The organism is Vibrio tubiashii ATCC 19109, from assembly GCF_000772105.1.
Taxonomy (GTDB): Bacteria; Pseudomonadota; Gammaproteobacteria; order Enterobacterales; family Vibrionaceae; genus Vibrio; species Vibrio tubiashii.
Map to the genome: position 1 here is coordinate 2,337,653 of NZ_CP009354.1, position 16,261 is coordinate 2,353,913.

The following is a 16,261-nucleotide window of genomic DNA, read 5'->3' on the forward strand; positions in this document are numbered from 1 at the left end:
AGGTTTAAATAACAATGAATAAATTCCAACTTCCTACTGATTCTAAATTACGCAGCCCAGAGTTCTTGTTTGGCGTCGCCACGTCTTCTTATCAGATTGAGGGTGGTGCTCAACTTGGTGGACGAAGCCCATCTATCTGGGACACCTTCTGCAATAAGCCAGGTGCAGTAGATAACGCAGACAACGGCGATGTTGCCTGTGACCATTTCCATCTTTGGAAACAAGACATTGAGATGATTCAAGGGCTAGGTGTCGACGCATACCGACTGTCTATGGCATGGCCCCGCATCATTCCTCAAGACGGTGTAGTCAATCAAGAAGGGCTAAAGTTCTATGAACAGATCATCGATGAATGTCACGCGCGGGGTTTAAAAGTCTTTGTCACACTTTATCACTGGGACCTTCCTCAGTACCTTGAAGATAAAGGGGGCTGGCTGAACCGAGAAACCGCTTACAAATTTGAGCAGTACGCTAACATAGTCAGTGAGTACTTCGGCGATAAAATCGACTCCTACGCCACGCTTAACGAACCGTTTTGCTCTTCGTATCTAGGTTATCGTTGGGGAATCCATGCGCCGGGTATAAAGGGCGAACGCGAGGGCTTTTTGTCGGCTCACCACCTAATGCTAGCTCATGGCTTAGCGATTCCTCACATGCGTAAGAATGCCCCTAACGCCATGCATGGTTGTGTGTTCAATGCCACACCAGCGTACCCTTTAAATGATAGCGATGTGGCTGCTGCCGAGTATTCAGATGCAGAAGGTTTCCACTGGTTTATGGACCCAGTGCTGAAAGGTGAATATCCGCAGTTAGTTCTTGAGCGTCAATCTCACAATATGCCGATGATCTTAGAGGGCGATCTCGACATTATCCGCACCGACTTGGACTTTATCGGTATTAACTTCTACACCCGCTGCGTGGTTCGCTTTGATGAAAATGGTGATATCAAAGACGTGCCTCAGCCAGAAAATGAACATACCTTTATCGGCTGGGAGATCTACCCACAAGCACTCACTGATCTACTACTCCGTCTTAACGACCGTTACGACAACCTGCCGCCACTTTACATCACTGAAAATGGGGCTGCAGGAGAAGACGATTGTATCAATGGTGAAGTGAATGACACCCAACGTGTTAACTATTTCCAAGCACACTTAGAAGCGGTGGATAGCGCTATTAAATCTGGTGTCAACGTACAAGGCTACTTCGCATGGAGCCTAATGGATAACTTCGAGTGGGCATTTGGTTACAAGCAGCGTTTCGGTATCGTGCACGTTGAGTATGAAACCCAAAAACGTACGCTAAAACAGAGCGCCATTGCTTACCGTAACATGCTACTTGAGCGCCGAGAGGAGAATTTGTAATGGCTAAAGTTGAATTCAAAAACATCAAGAAATCTTACGACGATGTCGAGGTAGTGAAACACTTCGATTTCACCGTCAACGATGGTGAGTTTGTGGTTTTCCTCGGTCCATCTGGTTGCGGCAAGTCAACCACGCTGCGCATGCTGGCTGGCCTAGAAAGCATCACTGCTGGCGAGATACTTGTTGGCGATAAGCTGATGAATAAAATCGATGCTAAAGATAGAGACTTAGCGATGGTATTCCAGAGCTATGCACTTTACCCACATATGACGGTATACGAAAACATCGCATTTGCCCTCAAGCTCAAAGGCATGGCAAAAAGCCAGATTGATGTTGAAGTGCGTAAAGCAGCAAAAATGTTGGAACTAGAGCCACTTCTCGATCGCAAACCTAAAGAGCTTTCTGGTGGACAGCGTCAGCGAGTTGCAATGGGGCGAGCTATGGTCCGTACACCAAAAGTGTTCTTGTTTGATGAGCCGCTTTCAAACTTAGATGCCAAGCTGCGCGGTACCATGCGCGAAGAGATCAAGCAGCTTCATCGAGAACTACAAACTACCACTATCTACGTCACCCATGACCAAATAGAAGCCATGACACTGGCTGATCGTATTGTCATTCTCAAAGATGGCTATGTCGCACAAGTTGGTACACCAACACAAGTATTCCAGCAACCTGCTAATAAGTTTGTTGCTCAGTTCATTGGTAACCCATCGATGAACATGCTTGACGCACAATTAGTTGGCGATGAAGGCAATTGGCAGATAGAGCTTGGTGATGTGCGCATCCCGCTTCCACAGCGTTTCCACGCGCATGCCTCTAAAAATCTATCACTTCACTTCGGTGTTAGACCAACGGATATCCACCTGCGTGCCGAACAGGTGGACCATGATCGGGTTCTGCCGTTACCGGTCAAGATCAAGGACAAAGAACTGCTGGGCGCAAGCATACTGCTAAAAACGGAAATAGCGGGGCAGCCACTGATGGTAGAAACACAAGCGGCGGAAGTTGATGTCAATGAACTGACTCTGTATCTCGATTTAGATGCGGTTCACCTGTTTGATGCCTTGAGTGAAAATTCACTGGCCACCTTCTAAAAGCGTGAGTAAGCCGATGCTCACTTAAGCATCGGCTTATTAATAGACCTCTCACTTCCCTATCAGCTGTATTGAGCTCTGACTGGGTGTTTTCTATATTCAGTATTTGGCTTGCTTTGTTGTTGGTTCGATGAAATCAAAAAAGAAGAATAAATCCCCCTCGATCTATGATGTCGCCAAACTTGCTGGTGTCTCACCCAGTACTGTTTCCCGCTTTCTCAATCGGACAACTTACGTCTCTGATGAAAAAAGCTACAACATTGAGCAAGCAATAAAAACGCTGAGCTATAAGCCTAACTACACCATGAATCAGGGCAGCAACACACGCTCCATGACCATTGGCGTTCTGGTACAAAACCCCGAAAGCCCTCATACAAGCCGTATTCTGAATGACATGGAGAAAGTCCTCAATGCACAAGGCTATTCTCTGGTTATCGCGACCGGACACTGGAAAAACAAACTTGAATCTCATGCTCTAGACTACTTGTCCAAAAGTAATGTCGATGGCGTCATCATTGTCACAGGTAGTCTCACCGAGAAACAAATCCTTGAATATGCAGAAAACATCCCTGTTGTCGCTGTTGGCTATGATGTGATTGGCGAACGGGTGCGCTGCGTTAACATCGATAATGTACTTGGTGGTTACATGGCGACCTTACACCTACTTCAACAAGGTCACTTAAACATTGCCCATATTAAAGGTTTGCTCAACCAACCCGACGCGGTCGCACGCTTTGTTGGCTACAAGAAAGCGTTGCAAGAGGCAGGAATCAAGGTTCAGCCAAAACTGATTAAACAAGGCGATTTCAGCAGTGAATGTGGCTATCAACTGACTAAGGAATTGATTGATTCTAAGAGTCACTTCAGTGCCATTTTCGCTGCCAATGACCAAACGGCCTATGGGGCGATCAAAGCCCTGCATGACCACGGCTATCGAGTACCAGAAGATATCTCAGTGGTAGGCTTTGATGATCTCCCGACCTCATTTTACTTTACCCCTGCGCTCACCACGATGCGTCAACCCGTAGAAGAAGTCGGCGTTGTCTGTGCAGAGTCAATTCTTAACTTGTTAAGTGGTAACAGACATCAAGTTCGCCTGCCACCTATCGAGCTTATTATCAGGCAATCGACCAAGTCCCTTTACCGTTAGCTTTCTGATATTCTTCAATAAACACTCTGAGAATATCTAAAGGACTTGCGATGAAAACTGTTGTAATCACCGGAGCGAACCGTGGTATAGGATTAAGCTTAGCGAAAAACTATCTTGCTCTAGGCTGGCAAGTCCACGCCACCTATCGCTCAGAAAGTAGTTCGCTGGAGCTTCTGGAACTGGAAGGTAACAACCTAACCTGCCACCCATTAGATATAACGGATTATCAAGGACTGAGTGAATTTGCCAATGCATTACCCGCTATCGATTTGCTGATCAACAACGCAGGCTACTACGGACCAAAAGGTTATGGCTTTGGTAATACCGATGTTGATGAGTGGCGAAAAGTCTTTGAAATCAACACCATTGCGCCGTTGAAACTGGTAGAGGCTTTATACCCTAACCTGCAAAAAGGACAGCTAAAGAAAATTGCTTGCCTCTCGTCTAAAGTCGGCAGCATGACTGAGAATACTTCAGGTGGTGGCTACATTTACCGCTCATCAAAAGCAGCCCTCAACTCTGTAGTTAAAAGCTTAAGCAACGATCTGACAGCTGAAGGTTTTACCGTGTTAGCACTTCACCCTGGCTGGGTACAAACTGAAATGGGCGGGCCTAATGCGTTGATTGATACCGACACTTCCGCAAAGGGTTTAATCAAAGTGATTGAACAAACAGATCAAGCCTGTTCTGGTGAGTTTATTAACTACAACGGTGATCGTTTACCTTGGTAATCAACACGTGGACCACTTACTGGTTTAATAAAAACTCCCAAAAACACTAAGTATCAAATAAACTACTTTTGAAGACAAATTTGATACTTTTTGTTGATTAAAATTGCTGTTCTTTCCTTAATCTGAATTGGCTTAACGCTATTAGATAAACAGATTAAAAATAAGGAAAGTCACAATGAAGACGATCAAACAACAACTTGGTTTCACACTACTATCTATTGCTGGCATCGCTTTTTCTGGCGTAGCTAGTGCACTTCAAATCTATAGTGATGACATTCAAGAAGGCCATCCGATGGCTAAGACCTTTGAATATTCAGGTTGGGGATGCACAGGAGATAACTTATCGCCTCAACTGAGTTGGAAGGATATCCCGGAAGGTACAAAAAGCTTTGCAATTACTGCCTACGATCCTGATGCGCCAACAGAAAGCGGCTTTTGGCATTGGATTGCATTAGATGTTCCAGCCAAAACAACTCAACTGCCAAGAGGCGTAAACATCACTGAGCTTGGTGGTCGCGAAGTTCGTATAGATTATGGTTCTGCTGGATTTGGAGGTGCATGTCCTCCTGTTGCAGACGGTATGCACCGTTACCAATTTACAGTGTGGGCTCTGCCAAAAGCAAAACTCGGACTCGATAAAAACACACCAGCTGCTGTCGTTGGGTTTACCCTTAATAGTATTGCATTAGACAAAGCAACCTTGACCGCAACATACACACGTTAAACAGTCAGGAGAAGTGATGAATCACGTATATCAAATTGCAACATTTAGAGCTCAGCATTCACAAAAACTGCGCAATGTGACGATTCATTCTCCGAGCATCATCCAAATAATTTCTGGCAGTAAACGTTTGTTCCAGAGCGGTGGAAACATCGCACTTACTCACTCGAAACTGCTACTTTGCAGTCGTTCATCGCGCTTTAGTTTCGAGAACTCCCCGGAAAAAGGCGCGTTCCTTTCTCGGGTGTTCAGCTTTCACCAAGCGCCAGAAGAAAGCCAAATATTGCTCAGTCAGGAAAATTCAGCAGGACAAAATAGGCAATGGACTAACAGCGACAAAGCTCTTGAGCAGACTTTGAACATCCTCTTTTCACTCAATCTGTCGCCCATGAGCACAGAGACCCAACGTCTTTGGTTAGCCCCTCTGTATCAACAACTAGCTGAGCGCGGCGCTCTGCATCATCTTTTTGTCAGCCACCATACTTCCTTTAGCGAACAACTTACCCGCTACCTCTCACTTTCACCTAGTAAAGCTCACCCTTTAGAAGAGGTGGCGGCTCATTTTGCAGTTAGTCGAGCTACTTTCATTCGCCGACTCAAGAAAGAAGATGTCCGATATAGAGAGGTTCTTAGTGATGTACGGCTTAGTCATGCACTCAGTTTGATGCAAGACCAATCATTAAGTGTGCTTCAATTAGCGTATATGTGTGGCTATAAGTCTGAGCAACGCTTCAGCCAGCGTTTTAGGTCTAAGTTCGGTTTAACACCAATAGAGTATATGCGAACAATTCGAGGACATGCAGAACCATCAGAGGTAACTGACGGAGCATTGGTATGACAAAAGCGCGCTCAGTGTTGATATCAGTTATTTTGCTTACTCTCGTGGCTTGTCAAACAGACAGCCCAAGCCACCTTTTTGATGACTACTTAACTCGCGTTGCAAGAGTGCAAGACGCACCCAAAGTAAATAAAGATACAGTGAGCTACGCTCAGTTGCCCCGAAAGCGCGATTTATACGTTGACGTGCCTTCTGTCTCTATCGGCCTGCTCGACAGTTACCAACTAAGGCAGTGTGGTTTGTTTAATCTGATAGCGGAGAAGAACTCTGTTTTAGGAAAAGTTGCCGACGAGTTTCGTAATTATGACTACCAAACAGCGTTATTGGATGGCCTCTCTCAGTGCATAAACAGTAACGGCCTAGAACCAGATCTAGTAATGAAACTTGTCGAGATTCAACAACAAAAGCAGTCTCAGTTTGAGGTGCATCACTGGAACCTAATATTTGCTAGTGATGCGATGCAAAAGCAGCTCAGCGGAACTCAGTGGCTAGAACCCAACCTTGGCCAAACAGTGGTTGAAATCAATCAAGCGTTAGCAACTTTGAATCGCGCTTCTGACAGCGTAAGTAACCAAGTGATTGACGTTCAAGAGGTTCTTGAGAAAAAGGTTATTGTGGGCAATCTAAGTTACTCTCTCGCGATGGCAACGAGCAAACTAAACCACGTCACCCAGCAACTCACAGAATATGACCACAATATAATCTGCGCTCAAAATCGCGATACCACTAAGTTCAAATATCTAAACAATGTCTTTGAACAGCAATTTGTGGGTAAGGTTCAACCCTATATGGCTCAGCTCGACGGCTATTATCAGACCCTGTCATCAAACCTAAATCTGTTTGACCCCAAGCCAAACATTCATAGGTATGTGTATCCACTAAAGAATCACCATATGGAGTTTCGTCAAGCTATACGTCGTCACGTCGATTATTGGCAACAGCTGTTTAAACGCTGTGGGCGCAAAGTAGGTTGATACCAAGCAGTATAAATATCTGAGCAGCTATTTATTCCGATTGTTATAAGACTTTTTAGATGTCGACTTGGCGGAAGATTTCTTACGATAGCCACCTTTTTTGCGCTTGTATGCCGGGCGCTCTACTTTAGGTAGGTGACGTAAAGACTCAGGAACCTCTCCGCTACGGACTTGATGCATTAAACCATCAATTCGCTGCTGTAGAGCCTGCATAAAAGGCTGGTAGGCTTGGTTACGCTCTGCCATACCCTGCAACTGGTGCTCCCAGTTTGCTGTCATATCTGGAAAGGTCGATTCAGATGGCAGTGCATGTATCAAGCCTCTTCCAGCAGGTGTACTGAGAATAGACTTGCCTTGGCGCTGCAAAAGCTGACGCTTAAACAGAGTATCAAGGATGCCTGCGCGCGTCGCTTCAGTCCCTAAGCCATCGGTCTCTTTGAGTATTTTTTTCAGCTCTTTGTCTTCCACAAAACGGGCTATACCCGTCATTGCCTGAAGTAATGTCGCTTCAGTAAAATGCTTCGGCGGCTCTGTCTTGCGGTCTTTAATCTCGCCTTCTCGGCAGGTTAGAACGCTCCCTTCAGGTAAAGGAGGAACCGCATCAACACTCGCGTCTTCATCATCAACTTTACCCATCAGTTCTTTCCAGCCTGCCGATACAAGCTGACGCCCCTTGGCAATGAAGGTTCCACCTGCGATATCAAATACCAGCTTGGCTTCTGCATACACTGCTGCCGGATAGAACTGCATCAAATATTGGCGCGCAATCTGCTGATAAATCTTCATCTCATTGCCAGACAGCCCATTCACCGACGCTTTTTTCGGTGTCGGGATGATCGCATGGTGAGCATCGACTTTTTTATCATTCCATGCTTTGGATTTAAGGCTCAGATTCGCCCCTGATACTGCACTGCCAAGTTCTTTGGCATTATTGCTGATCGCATCACAAACACTACTCGCTTGGGAATAATGTTCCAGCGGTAAATAGCGGCAATCAGAACGCGGATAAGTAATCAGCTTGTGCTTTTCATACAGAGACTGACAAGTATCAAGTACCTGCTGCGCACTCATACCAAATCGCTTTGCAGCATCAATTTGCAGAGCAGATAACGAATAGGGCAGTAGCGCCGATTGCTTGGTTTGCTTTTGCTCCGATTCAACGACTTTTGCTGGTTGGTTAGCGATTCGATTAGCGACATTTTCCACCAGCTTACGATTGAGGACTCTCCCCTCTTCGTCTTGCCAAGGTTTACACGCATCACTCGGCTTCCAACGAGCGCGTATATCAAACGCGCTTGAGCCATCTTGATACGGAATAAGAGCGTGAAGAGTAAAATAATCACGAGGGATAAAGTTCTCTATCTCTTCATCACGGCGTACCACTAAGCCAAGCACTGGAGTTTGCACTCGACCGACTGACAAAACGCCTTGATAGCCCGCCTTTTGGCCTAGTAGCGTATAGGCACGAGACATGTTCATGCCATACAACCAGTCTGCTCTAGAGCGCGCTAAGGCAGAAACCGACAGCGGCACGAAGTCACGGTTGCTGCGCATTTGGCTTAAAGCACGCTTAACCGCTGGCAAGTTCAAGTCGCTAATCAGCAAACGCTGCGTCGTTTCTTTTTTCGTTTTGCTTACCTTGCAGTAATCGAGCACTTCATCCACCAGCAGTTGCCCTTCCCTATCAGGGTCTCCGGCGTGAACGATATGATTCGCTTCCTTTAGAAGCTTTCGTACTACTGTAAGCTGCTTACTCGCCGACTTTCTTGGCCTTAGCTGCCATTGCTCAGGGACAATAGGTAAATCAGCCAGATTCCATTTCTTATAGCGCTCATCGTAGGCATCAGGCTCAACTTGCTCAAGTAAGTGCCCAATACACCAAGTCACTACGTCGCCATTACCACAACGAATAAAACCCTGATCATTTTTCTTCGGTCCAGGGAGTGCAGCGGCAATTGCGCGGCCAAGGCTTGGTTTTTCAGCGATAAAGAGACGAGACATAAGATAGGGTCTGTTGGCCTTTTGCGGTTAAATTTTGTTCGAGATAAAAGCGTTTTAGTCGCGGCGAGAGGTTTGTCGCCTAGTCACTCTAAGCAAAACACCTCTCAACAAAGAGTAAAACGCTTTTAGCCGAACCCTTCGGGCAGCGTTTGTGGTTCCTTTCTGCTGCAAAAATCAGCTCAAAAGGTCAACAGACCCTAGAGTCAGACAGATACAATAAGGGCCACATTATCGAATGTGGCCCTTAGAAATCAAGAAAAACTGTAAATTTAAACAGTACTTCTAATGAAGAAAGATTACTCTTCGCTTGTTCCTGCGCGCTCTGCTGCTTCTTTAACTAGAGGCTGCAGTTCACCTTTTTGGAACATTTCGATGATAATGTCACAACCACCGATCAGCTCACCTTCAACCCATAGTTGAGGGAAAGTTGGCCACTGTGCGTATGCTGGTAGCTCTGCACGGATATCAGGGTTTTGTAGAATATCTACGTAAGCGAATTTTTCACCACAAGCCATAAGAGCTTGAGCTGCTTGAGAAGAGAAACCGCAGCTAGGTAGTTTAGGCGAACCTTTCATGTAAAGAAGGATCGAGTTTTCTGCGATCTGCTGTTTGATTTTATCGATAGTTTCCATTGCTTCCTCTTAATGGAGTTACGGCAAATATTCTGCACATTCTAAACCATTAGCACAGAATAAAAAGCCTAATATGAGTAAGGTTATAATCGACTTCGTGCTTTTTTGAGATTAACTGTCATTATCTAATAAAGAATTTTCATATAGAAATTTACAGCCTGAGCTTTTAATAAAGTAAAAACTTGCTAAACTAGAGCGCAAGTCAGCAAAATGACCATGGTTGGCACTGCGAGCCATGAATTATAAATAACACTGGAAGCAATCGAGAGGGGCAACCCTTTCATATAAATGGAGAATCGAGCAATGGCATTTGAACTACCAGCTCTTCCTTACGCGAAAGACGCACTAGAACCACATATCTCAGCTGAAACTCTAGATTTCCACCACGGTAAGCACCACAACACTTACGTTGTTAAGCTAAACGGTCTTATTCCTGGCACTGAGTTTGAAGGCAAATCTCTAGAAGAAATCATCAAGACTTCTACTGGTGGTGTATTCAACAACGCTGCACAAATCTGGAACCACACATTCTACTGGCACTGTCTAGCGCCAAACGCGGGTGGCGAGCCAACAGGTGCAGTAGCTGACGCTATCAACGCTGCATTCGGTTCTTTCGAAGAGTTCAAAGCGAAATTCACAGACTCAGCGATCAACAACTTCGGTTCTTCTTGGACTTGGCTTGTTAAGAAAGCAGACGGTTCTCTAGAGATCGTTAACACGTCTAACGCAGCAACACCTCTAACAGAAGAAGGTACAACTCCACTTCTTACTGTTGACCTATGGGAACACGCTTACTACATCGATTTCCGTAACGTTCGTCCAGACTACATGAATGCATTCTGGGCACTAGTTAACTGGGACTTCGTTGCAGAAAACCTAGCAAAATAATCCTCCTCCCTAGGATTTAAATTTAGTCATTTTAAAAGCCAGCACTTTGCTGGCTTTTTTTCATTTCAAGCTATGATTTACCTAAAGTTTCTCGCTACTAAGTCGCTATAAAAGCAACGAACGAGGAACATCATGCAAATTCACACTTTAGACAAAGCAGCCATCATCAGCGAGCTTCAGTTTGGCACGGGTATTAACCATGCCGTACATGAAGGACGCAGAGCTGACTTCGCGCTCATTTTGTCGATGTTTTCTGACGATGTTCGTGACAATACCCCGCTTGAAAAGGTCGATGAAATAGATACGAGCGAACAAGCACTGCGTAAAAAGTTTGAGTTGCAAGCGCCGCAACAGCTTCGCTCCGATCAAAGCTCTTACCAAGTATCGGCAACACAAGCTTCCCTATTTCATAGTTCAGGGCTCCCCAGTACCAAACTGAGCCATTACCTTACCCCTGACGCGTTAACTTACCTGCCAGAAGACACACACAATCTTCCTGAAGAGGTGTATCACAACTTGTCTGGACACCAACGTCGTGCAATGGGAGAGAAAGAGCCAAAAGAGTTGATGCCAATCGATCTTTATAATCAGCTCATAAAAGCTCAGCGCACCTTCCAGATCCAAGCCCAAGCTTAAAGGATCGTTTTTGATCACACTTTTCGTGTCTCATTTTTCGGACTTGCTTAACAATAGGCCTGCATAATGTGAATAGCGCCAAATAATCGAACATTGTCATACTGAGCGAAGAGTTATTTGACGTTATTCACAACTAAAACACAGCTAATCTACCATGCTATGTGGACATCTTTTAGAGCATGCATTGCTTATGGGGGTAAGCCAATGGATATAAAAAATGCTGTAATTTTAGTGACATCAGCCGGTTCTCAGATCGGAAGTACGCTCGCTTATCACTTTGCCTCGCTTGGTGCGACGCTGGTTTTGTGTGACAGAAAAACACCTCAACTCGCGCAAACCTATCAACTGTGCCGAGAGATATCAGACAGCGTCTATCAATGCCCTATAGATGATCACTCACTCAGTTCTATCCAATACTTATTCACATTCATGGATCAAACGATCAAGCGGTCCCCCGACGTTTTGATCAACACGCTCACCGCAGAAGCGATGCCGAATATTTTTGATCATCAAGGCAGTGACTTGTTTACCCAAAGGCTCTCTTTGATGGCTGCGACACTGTTTAGCTTTGGTCAAGCAACCGCAGAAAGAATGCGTGAAGAACAGAAAAACGGTGTAATTGTTAATGTAATTTCTAATCCTGACTATCAGGATATGTCAGGCTTCGACAATGCAACGTCGATGGTGGCAGGGTTTACCCAAAGTTGGGCTAAAGAACTCACCCCTTTCAACATTCGCGTTGGAGGCGTTGTCCCTGCTATTGAACACGATAACTCGCACTGGGCAGAAGTGCAGGATGAGTTGATTCGTAATACGGAATATATCGTCTCTAATGATTACTTTAGTGGCAGAGTGATGGCGGCGTAACAGACACCGCCATTCGACTCTCACATTCAAAGTGATTTCAACACATTCTCTGAAGCTTCTTCTATAAGATCCAATACCAGTTCAAATCCTGCATCCCCGCCATAGTATGGGTCGGGGATTTCTTCATATTCAGAATTGGAATAGTCGAGAAACAGTTTTACTTTGTGCTGCAAATGCTGAGGACATTGTTGAATTAAATCGGCAAAGTTGTCTCTATCTGCTGCCAAAATCAAATCAAAATCTTCGAAATCACCACTAACCACTTTACGCGAACGAATCCCTTTAAAAGAGTACCCCCTGTGCTCACCTGCTGCTTTTGCTCTTGAATCTGGTGGGTTTCCTTGGTGGTAACCAATTGTTCCTGCCGAATCCACCTCCACAGGAATACCGAGTTGCTGAGATTTTGATCTAAGAATGGCTTCTCCGGTAGGAGAGCGGCAGATATTTCCCATACACACAACCAATAGCTTCTTCATTTCCTATTCACTCTCTATTTACAGGTGCTTTCCCATGAAAATCATAGGTTTTTGCACTACTTTGATTGAGCTATCATAGACACAGATTTATTGAATAAAAAAGGATTTACCATGACCTCTGAAACCAACAAAGAAGTGCGTCACAAAGAGCGACAACAAAAAGTGAAAGAGCAAGTCGATGCTCGAATTGCCGCTGCGCAAGAAGAGAAGGGCCTATTCCTAGTAATCACTGGTAACGGTAAAGGCAAATCTACTTCTGGCTTTGGCACGGTTGCACGCGCTGTTGGACATGGTTTGAAATGTTCGGTGGCTCAATTTATTAAAGGCACCTGGGACAACGGTGAACGTAATCTGCTGGAGAAACTTGGGGTTGAGTTCCAAGTCATGGGAACTGGCTTTACTTGGGAAACCCAAAGTAAAGCACAAGATACCGAAGCGGCGCAAAAAGTGTGGCAAGAGTGTAAACGTATGCTGCAAGACGAATCGATTGATGTCGTACTGTTTGATGAGATGACCTATATGGTCAACTATGGATACATCGAATTAGATGAACTGGTCGAAGCGCTAAACAACCGTCCTAAAATGCAATCAGTCATCATCACGGGTCGCGGCGCTCATCGCACCTTGACCGAGTTGGCTGACACTGTCTCCGAAGTTCGTAACGTCAAGCACGCTTTTGAGTCGGGTGTGAAAGCTCTAAAAGGTGTTGATTGGTAATCCAGTTTTAGCCACTAGAGGCTTACTATTCTAGTGGCTACACCGATACTACTGACCTATGATTTTGATGTTTTGTTTGTGGGGGTAGTGTCCATCCGGCCACTTATGCGTCGGATAGTGATAATCTTTAGATTCCATTAAGGCCACCACCCCAGGTAGCTTATCTGTGAGCTCTGCTCTTGTCTTAAGGCTCAGTTCATCGGAATACAGATCGGCTTTTGAACCCAAATAACTTGCCGTACTCAAGTAGAAAAACTCAACCGTTTTACATGCACTATCACACGTTGGATCATCATACTGATAGTAGCCGTGCTCATCGGCAATTTTCCACTGTTTGTAGAGTACACTGTTGGTTCGCTTTTGATCGCTAAACAGTTTGGGATACAAAGATTGCCAGCCCGCATTGACGATTAGATGATGGATTTCTTCTTGCGAGGCATCACGGCGATCGCTTGGATTGGTCTCATCGGCTGAAAGATCTTGACCAACGCGCCCTTCAATATCCATTGCATCGAAAGCCTCTTCACTAAATCCGCTTTTACTCATGACCAAAACTGCTTGATTTCGGCGTAAGTGATCCAGTAGAGCGGGTTCATCGATAACCCCATCCTGATCATTATCTAACCATTGCGCAGTTACGCTTGCCGCATAAGCGAGCTTCTCTGAATTGACTTTCTGCGTTGCACATAGAGTGACTGCATCAAATACGATCGCTTTATGAGTAAAAAAGGCTGCTGGGCACCCATCGACGTGTGCAGATGTGGTATCAAACTCGCCTGCCGATGCAGTAGACGTCAACGCTGCTGTCATCAGTAGTGATGAATATATTAATGCTTTCATGCTCCCTCCTCTATTGAAAGTACACCTTATCAATGGCGAAAATCATTGACTGTATGAATGTGTCGTAACTTTGTCCAAGTGAGACTGACAGAGGAAAAACAGAGTTAAAAAAAACGCGCCATAAATGGCGCGTTTAAAGTTGTCATTGGAAAGACGTTTAGTTAAACAGCCCTTTGATTAAGCTATTAACCGCTTCTTTGGTCTTCTCATCTTTGATTTTTTCACCAAGTTTCTCATCGAGTTTCTTCAATCCACGATCGATCTCTTTCTCGGCTTTTTGCTTAAGTACATCATCAAAGATGAGTTTGAACTTAGGTTGTGCCCAAGAACCCGAGATATTGATTGGAATTGTCACATCTTTCAGTTCATCAATGTCCTTGCCACCTTGACCTTTCAGTGAACCAACGATAGAGGTGCTGACCGTGAAATCGACTGTTTCGTTGAGGTAATTGGCACTGCCGTTACCACGGATGCGTAATAGTGGTGACTGCATATGAAGATCATTAGTAGACACATTGCCTTTGTTCAGCTTCAAGGTTGCTTTCATTGCACTAAAGTCCGTTTTCTGGACTTCATCACCACCTTCTAGCTTCTCACCTTTGATCTTGGAGTAATTCTCACGAATTAACTGAGCAACGTTAATGCCGTTCACTGCGCCATCTTCAAAGTTAATGACTATTGTACCGACTAGATTCTTCTTAATGCCTGTTGGGGTTAAGCTGCTACCTTTAACGTCGACATCAATATTGCCCGTGCCTTCAAGCATATCGTTGTTTGCCACATCAATCAGCAGAGGCTGTACTTTTACACCTTTGATACGTTTTTTCGCGGTGTAGCTTGCTGGTGACTTACGCGCATCTAATCGAGCCGTAGCGCTGATAGAGCCCTGATATAGGTTTGATGTAAATGAAGTCAGTTCTGCCACTCCTCGGTTAACTGAGAAACTCGCCTTTACGTTCTGCATTTTGGCGTTGTTAGCTTTGAACTTGTCGATAGTAATCTGACCTTTCACATCCAACGTTTTCAGCGCAGAGAGATCAGGTTCCACTTCTTGAGCAGGTTTCTGTGGCGAAGTTTGTTCAGGCTTTTGCTGCGGTGCTTCTGAAGCTGGATCTGTGTCAGATGGCGCTTGCGCCGGAGCCGCTTTGCCCAATCCTAAAAACTCGTCCAAATCTATATTCGGGCTATGCAAAGCAAATCGAACTTTAGGAATATCACCTAGCGTCACATCAGCTTTACCATCAAACGCCAATGCATTTGCGGTTAGCTTTTCTAGCACAAAGCTCAGGTGGTTCTTAGTCAGGTCAAACGTCAAGTCAGATGCCATATCTACCTTCATAGGTGACTGAGGTAGTGAGTCTCCTTTGAACGTGGCATTTAGAACCATTTGGTTCATCAGTACTTTGCTGATCGCTTGATCGACTTGCAAAGACGCCGAACCCTTCATATCGATATCCAGACCAGCTGCATTACCCACAACGGCATAGCTCAGCGCATTGGCTTTATCGAACTCAAACGTTTCTAGCCCAATTTTAGCGCTATCGATTTTTGTTGCAGGATCGCTAAATGTCGCATCAAGGTTAATGTTGCGTAGCGCGTACTCTTTAAAGCCCTTTGCTAGCTTAAACTCAGCATCACCTTTGGCGGTAAATTTCTGCTGATTCGCTTCACCTTTGGCGGCAAAGTCCGCTTTAGTCCAAGTATCAACAGCAAACTGAGACAGATTCAATGAAACGTCATACAGCTTGGTAAATGACCCTGCTTGTTTATCTTGAATTTCGACCGACGCATTAGAGACAGTGACTCCAGCCAAGTTGATTGTCCAAGCCGAAGCGCCGCCACTACTTTGAGGCGCATCTTCTGTTACTGGCTGCGAACTGCTTTCTGAAGTTGCTGGCGCAGTTGTCGTCTCAGCTTGAGCCGCTTGCGCTTGAGTTAGCGCGTCGATGTTCTTACTACCATCAGGTAAGGTTTCCAGCGAGAAAGCTGCGCCATCAAGCGTGATGTTACCAATTTCAAGCTGTTGGCTGAACAGTGGCATCACGGAGACATCCACACCGACCGTATCCACCTTGAACATGTTCAGTTGTTCAAAGCCTTTCGGGTTACGAAGCTCGGTTTGACCTAGCTCGAAACCAATCGACGGGAAAAATTGCCAACTGATATCACCATCGATAACAAGATCAAGACCAGTATGGGTTTTCGCTTGTTCAACGATAAGTGGTTTAAATTGGTTTGGGTTAACTAAAGTAACCAGTGCAATTAAAGCACCGAGAATAACAACCACTGGGATTGCTATGATTAGGAACAGTTTCTTCATCAGCATTATCCT

General features: G+C 45.1%; 16 protein-coding genes. 11 read left to right on the plus strand and 5 right to left on the minus strand.

From position 1 onward, the window contains the following. Positions 1-14 precede the first annotated feature (14 nt). The 7 genes from IX91_RS10510 (at position 15) to IX91_RS10540 (ending at position 6,872) form a co-directional block, all read left to right on the plus strand. Positions 15-1,364 (plus strand): GH1 family beta-glucosidase, encoded by a 1,350-nt coding sequence (locus IX91_RS10510; RefSeq protein WP_004748471.1) that lies wholly within the window; start codon positions 15-17, stop codon positions 1,362-1,364. Then, positions 1,364-2,458, plus strand: a complete 1,095-nt coding sequence (locus IX91_RS10515; RefSeq protein WP_004748470.1) for an ABC transporter ATP-binding protein — start codon at positions 1,364-1,366, stop codon at positions 2,456-2,458. Before IX91_RS10510 ends, IX91_RS10515 begins: the two co-directional genes overlap by 1 nt. Positions 2,459-2,588: 130 nt before the next feature. Further along, a complete protein-coding gene (locus IX91_RS10520) occupies positions 2,589-3,608 on the plus strand; it encodes a substrate-binding domain-containing protein (protein WP_004748469.1) in 1,020 nt (339 codons plus the stop codon). A gap of 50 nt (positions 3,609-3,658) precedes the next feature. After that, the gene (locus IX91_RS10525; RefSeq protein ID WP_004748467.1) at positions 3,659-4,339 is read left to right on the plus strand and encodes an SDR family oxidoreductase; all 681 of its coding nucleotides are present in this window, start codon (positions 3,659-3,661) and stop codon (positions 4,337-4,339) included. Positions 4,340-4,514: 175 nt separating this feature from the next. Further along, a complete protein-coding gene (locus IX91_RS10530; protein ID WP_004748465.1) occupies positions 4,515-5,063 on the plus strand; it encodes a YbhB/YbcL family Raf kinase inhibitor-like protein in 549 nt (182 codons plus the stop codon). A 16-nt stretch (positions 5,064-5,079) separates the two neighbouring features. Continuing rightward, positions 5,080-5,898, plus strand: coding sequence for an AraC family transcriptional regulator (locus IX91_RS10535; protein ID WP_004748463.1), 819 nt, complete (start codon positions 5,080-5,082; stop codon positions 5,896-5,898). Next, the gene (locus IX91_RS10540; protein WP_004748461.1) at positions 5,895-6,872 is read left to right on the plus strand and encodes a DUF3080 domain-containing protein; all 978 of its coding nucleotides are present in this window, start codon (positions 5,895-5,897) and stop codon (positions 6,870-6,872) included. Before IX91_RS10535 ends, IX91_RS10540 begins: the two co-directional genes overlap by 4 nt. Positions 6,873-6,899: 27 nt before the next feature. On the opposite strand, the gene IX91_RS10545 is transcribed toward IX91_RS10540, so the two are convergent. Both IX91_RS10545 and IX91_RS10550 read right to left on the minus strand, forming a co-directional pair. Next, on the minus strand, positions 6,900-8,873 hold the full coding sequence (locus tag IX91_RS10545) for a DNA topoisomerase III (RefSeq protein WP_004748460.1): 1,974 nt from the start codon (positions 8,871-8,873) through the stop codon (positions 6,900-6,902). A 296-nt stretch (positions 8,874-9,169) separates the two neighbouring features. Then, positions 9,170-9,505: a Grx4 family monothiol glutaredoxin gene (locus tag IX91_RS10550; RefSeq protein ID WP_004748458.1), complete on the minus strand. Its 336-nt coding sequence runs from the start codon at positions 9,503-9,505 to the stop codon at positions 9,170-9,172. A 303-nt stretch (positions 9,506-9,808) separates the two neighbouring features. Here IX91_RS10550 and sodB point away from each other — a divergent pair, with 303 nt between their 5' ends. The 3 genes from sodB to IX91_RS10565 all read left to right on the plus strand — a co-directional run bounded on the left by sodB (position 9,809) and on the right by IX91_RS10565 (position 11,896). Beyond that, on the plus strand, positions 9,809-10,393 hold the full coding sequence (gene sodB, locus IX91_RS10555; RefSeq protein WP_004748456.1) for a superoxide dismutase [Fe]: 585 nt from the start codon (positions 9,809-9,811) through the stop codon (positions 10,391-10,393). Between the two features lie 132 nt (positions 10,394-10,525). After that, entirely contained in the window at positions 10,526-11,029 is a 504-nt protein-coding gene (locus IX91_RS10560; RefSeq protein WP_004748454.1) for a VC2046/SO_2500 family protein, read from the plus strand. A gap of 204 nt (positions 11,030-11,233) precedes the next feature. Beyond that, a complete protein-coding gene (locus IX91_RS10565; protein WP_004748453.1) occupies positions 11,234-11,896 on the plus strand; it encodes an SDR family oxidoreductase in 663 nt (220 codons plus the stop codon). Positions 11,897-11,922: 26 nt separating this feature from the next. On the opposite strand, the gene IX91_RS10570 is transcribed toward IX91_RS10565, so the two are convergent. Continuing rightward, complete coding sequence (locus tag IX91_RS10570; protein WP_004748451.1) at positions 11,923-12,372, minus strand: low molecular weight protein-tyrosine-phosphatase; 450 nt, start codon at positions 12,370-12,372, stop codon at positions 11,923-11,925. Positions 12,373-12,483: 111 nt separating this feature from the next. On the opposite strand from IX91_RS10570, the gene cobO reads away from it, so the two are divergent. Then, entirely contained in the window at positions 12,484-13,089 is a 606-nt protein-coding gene (gene cobO, locus IX91_RS10575) for a cob(I)yrinic acid a,c-diamide adenosyltransferase (protein WP_004748450.1), read from the plus strand. 48 nt (positions 13,090-13,137) lie between these two features. On the opposite strand, the gene IX91_RS10580 is transcribed toward cobO, so the two are convergent. Both IX91_RS10580 and IX91_RS10585 read right to left on the minus strand, forming a co-directional pair. Further along, positions 13,138-13,929 carry a hypothetical protein gene (locus tag IX91_RS10580; RefSeq protein ID WP_004748448.1) on the minus strand — a complete coding sequence of 264 codons (792 nt, stop codon included), beginning with the start codon at positions 13,927-13,929 and terminating at the stop codon, positions 13,138-13,140. A gap of 157 nt (positions 13,930-14,086) precedes the next feature. After that, positions 14,087-16,249 carry an AsmA family protein gene (locus IX91_RS10585; protein ID WP_004748446.1) on the minus strand — a complete coding sequence of 721 codons (2,163 nt, stop codon included), beginning with the start codon at positions 16,247-16,249 and terminating at the stop codon, positions 14,087-14,089. Positions 16,250-16,261: the final 12 nt, after the last annotated feature.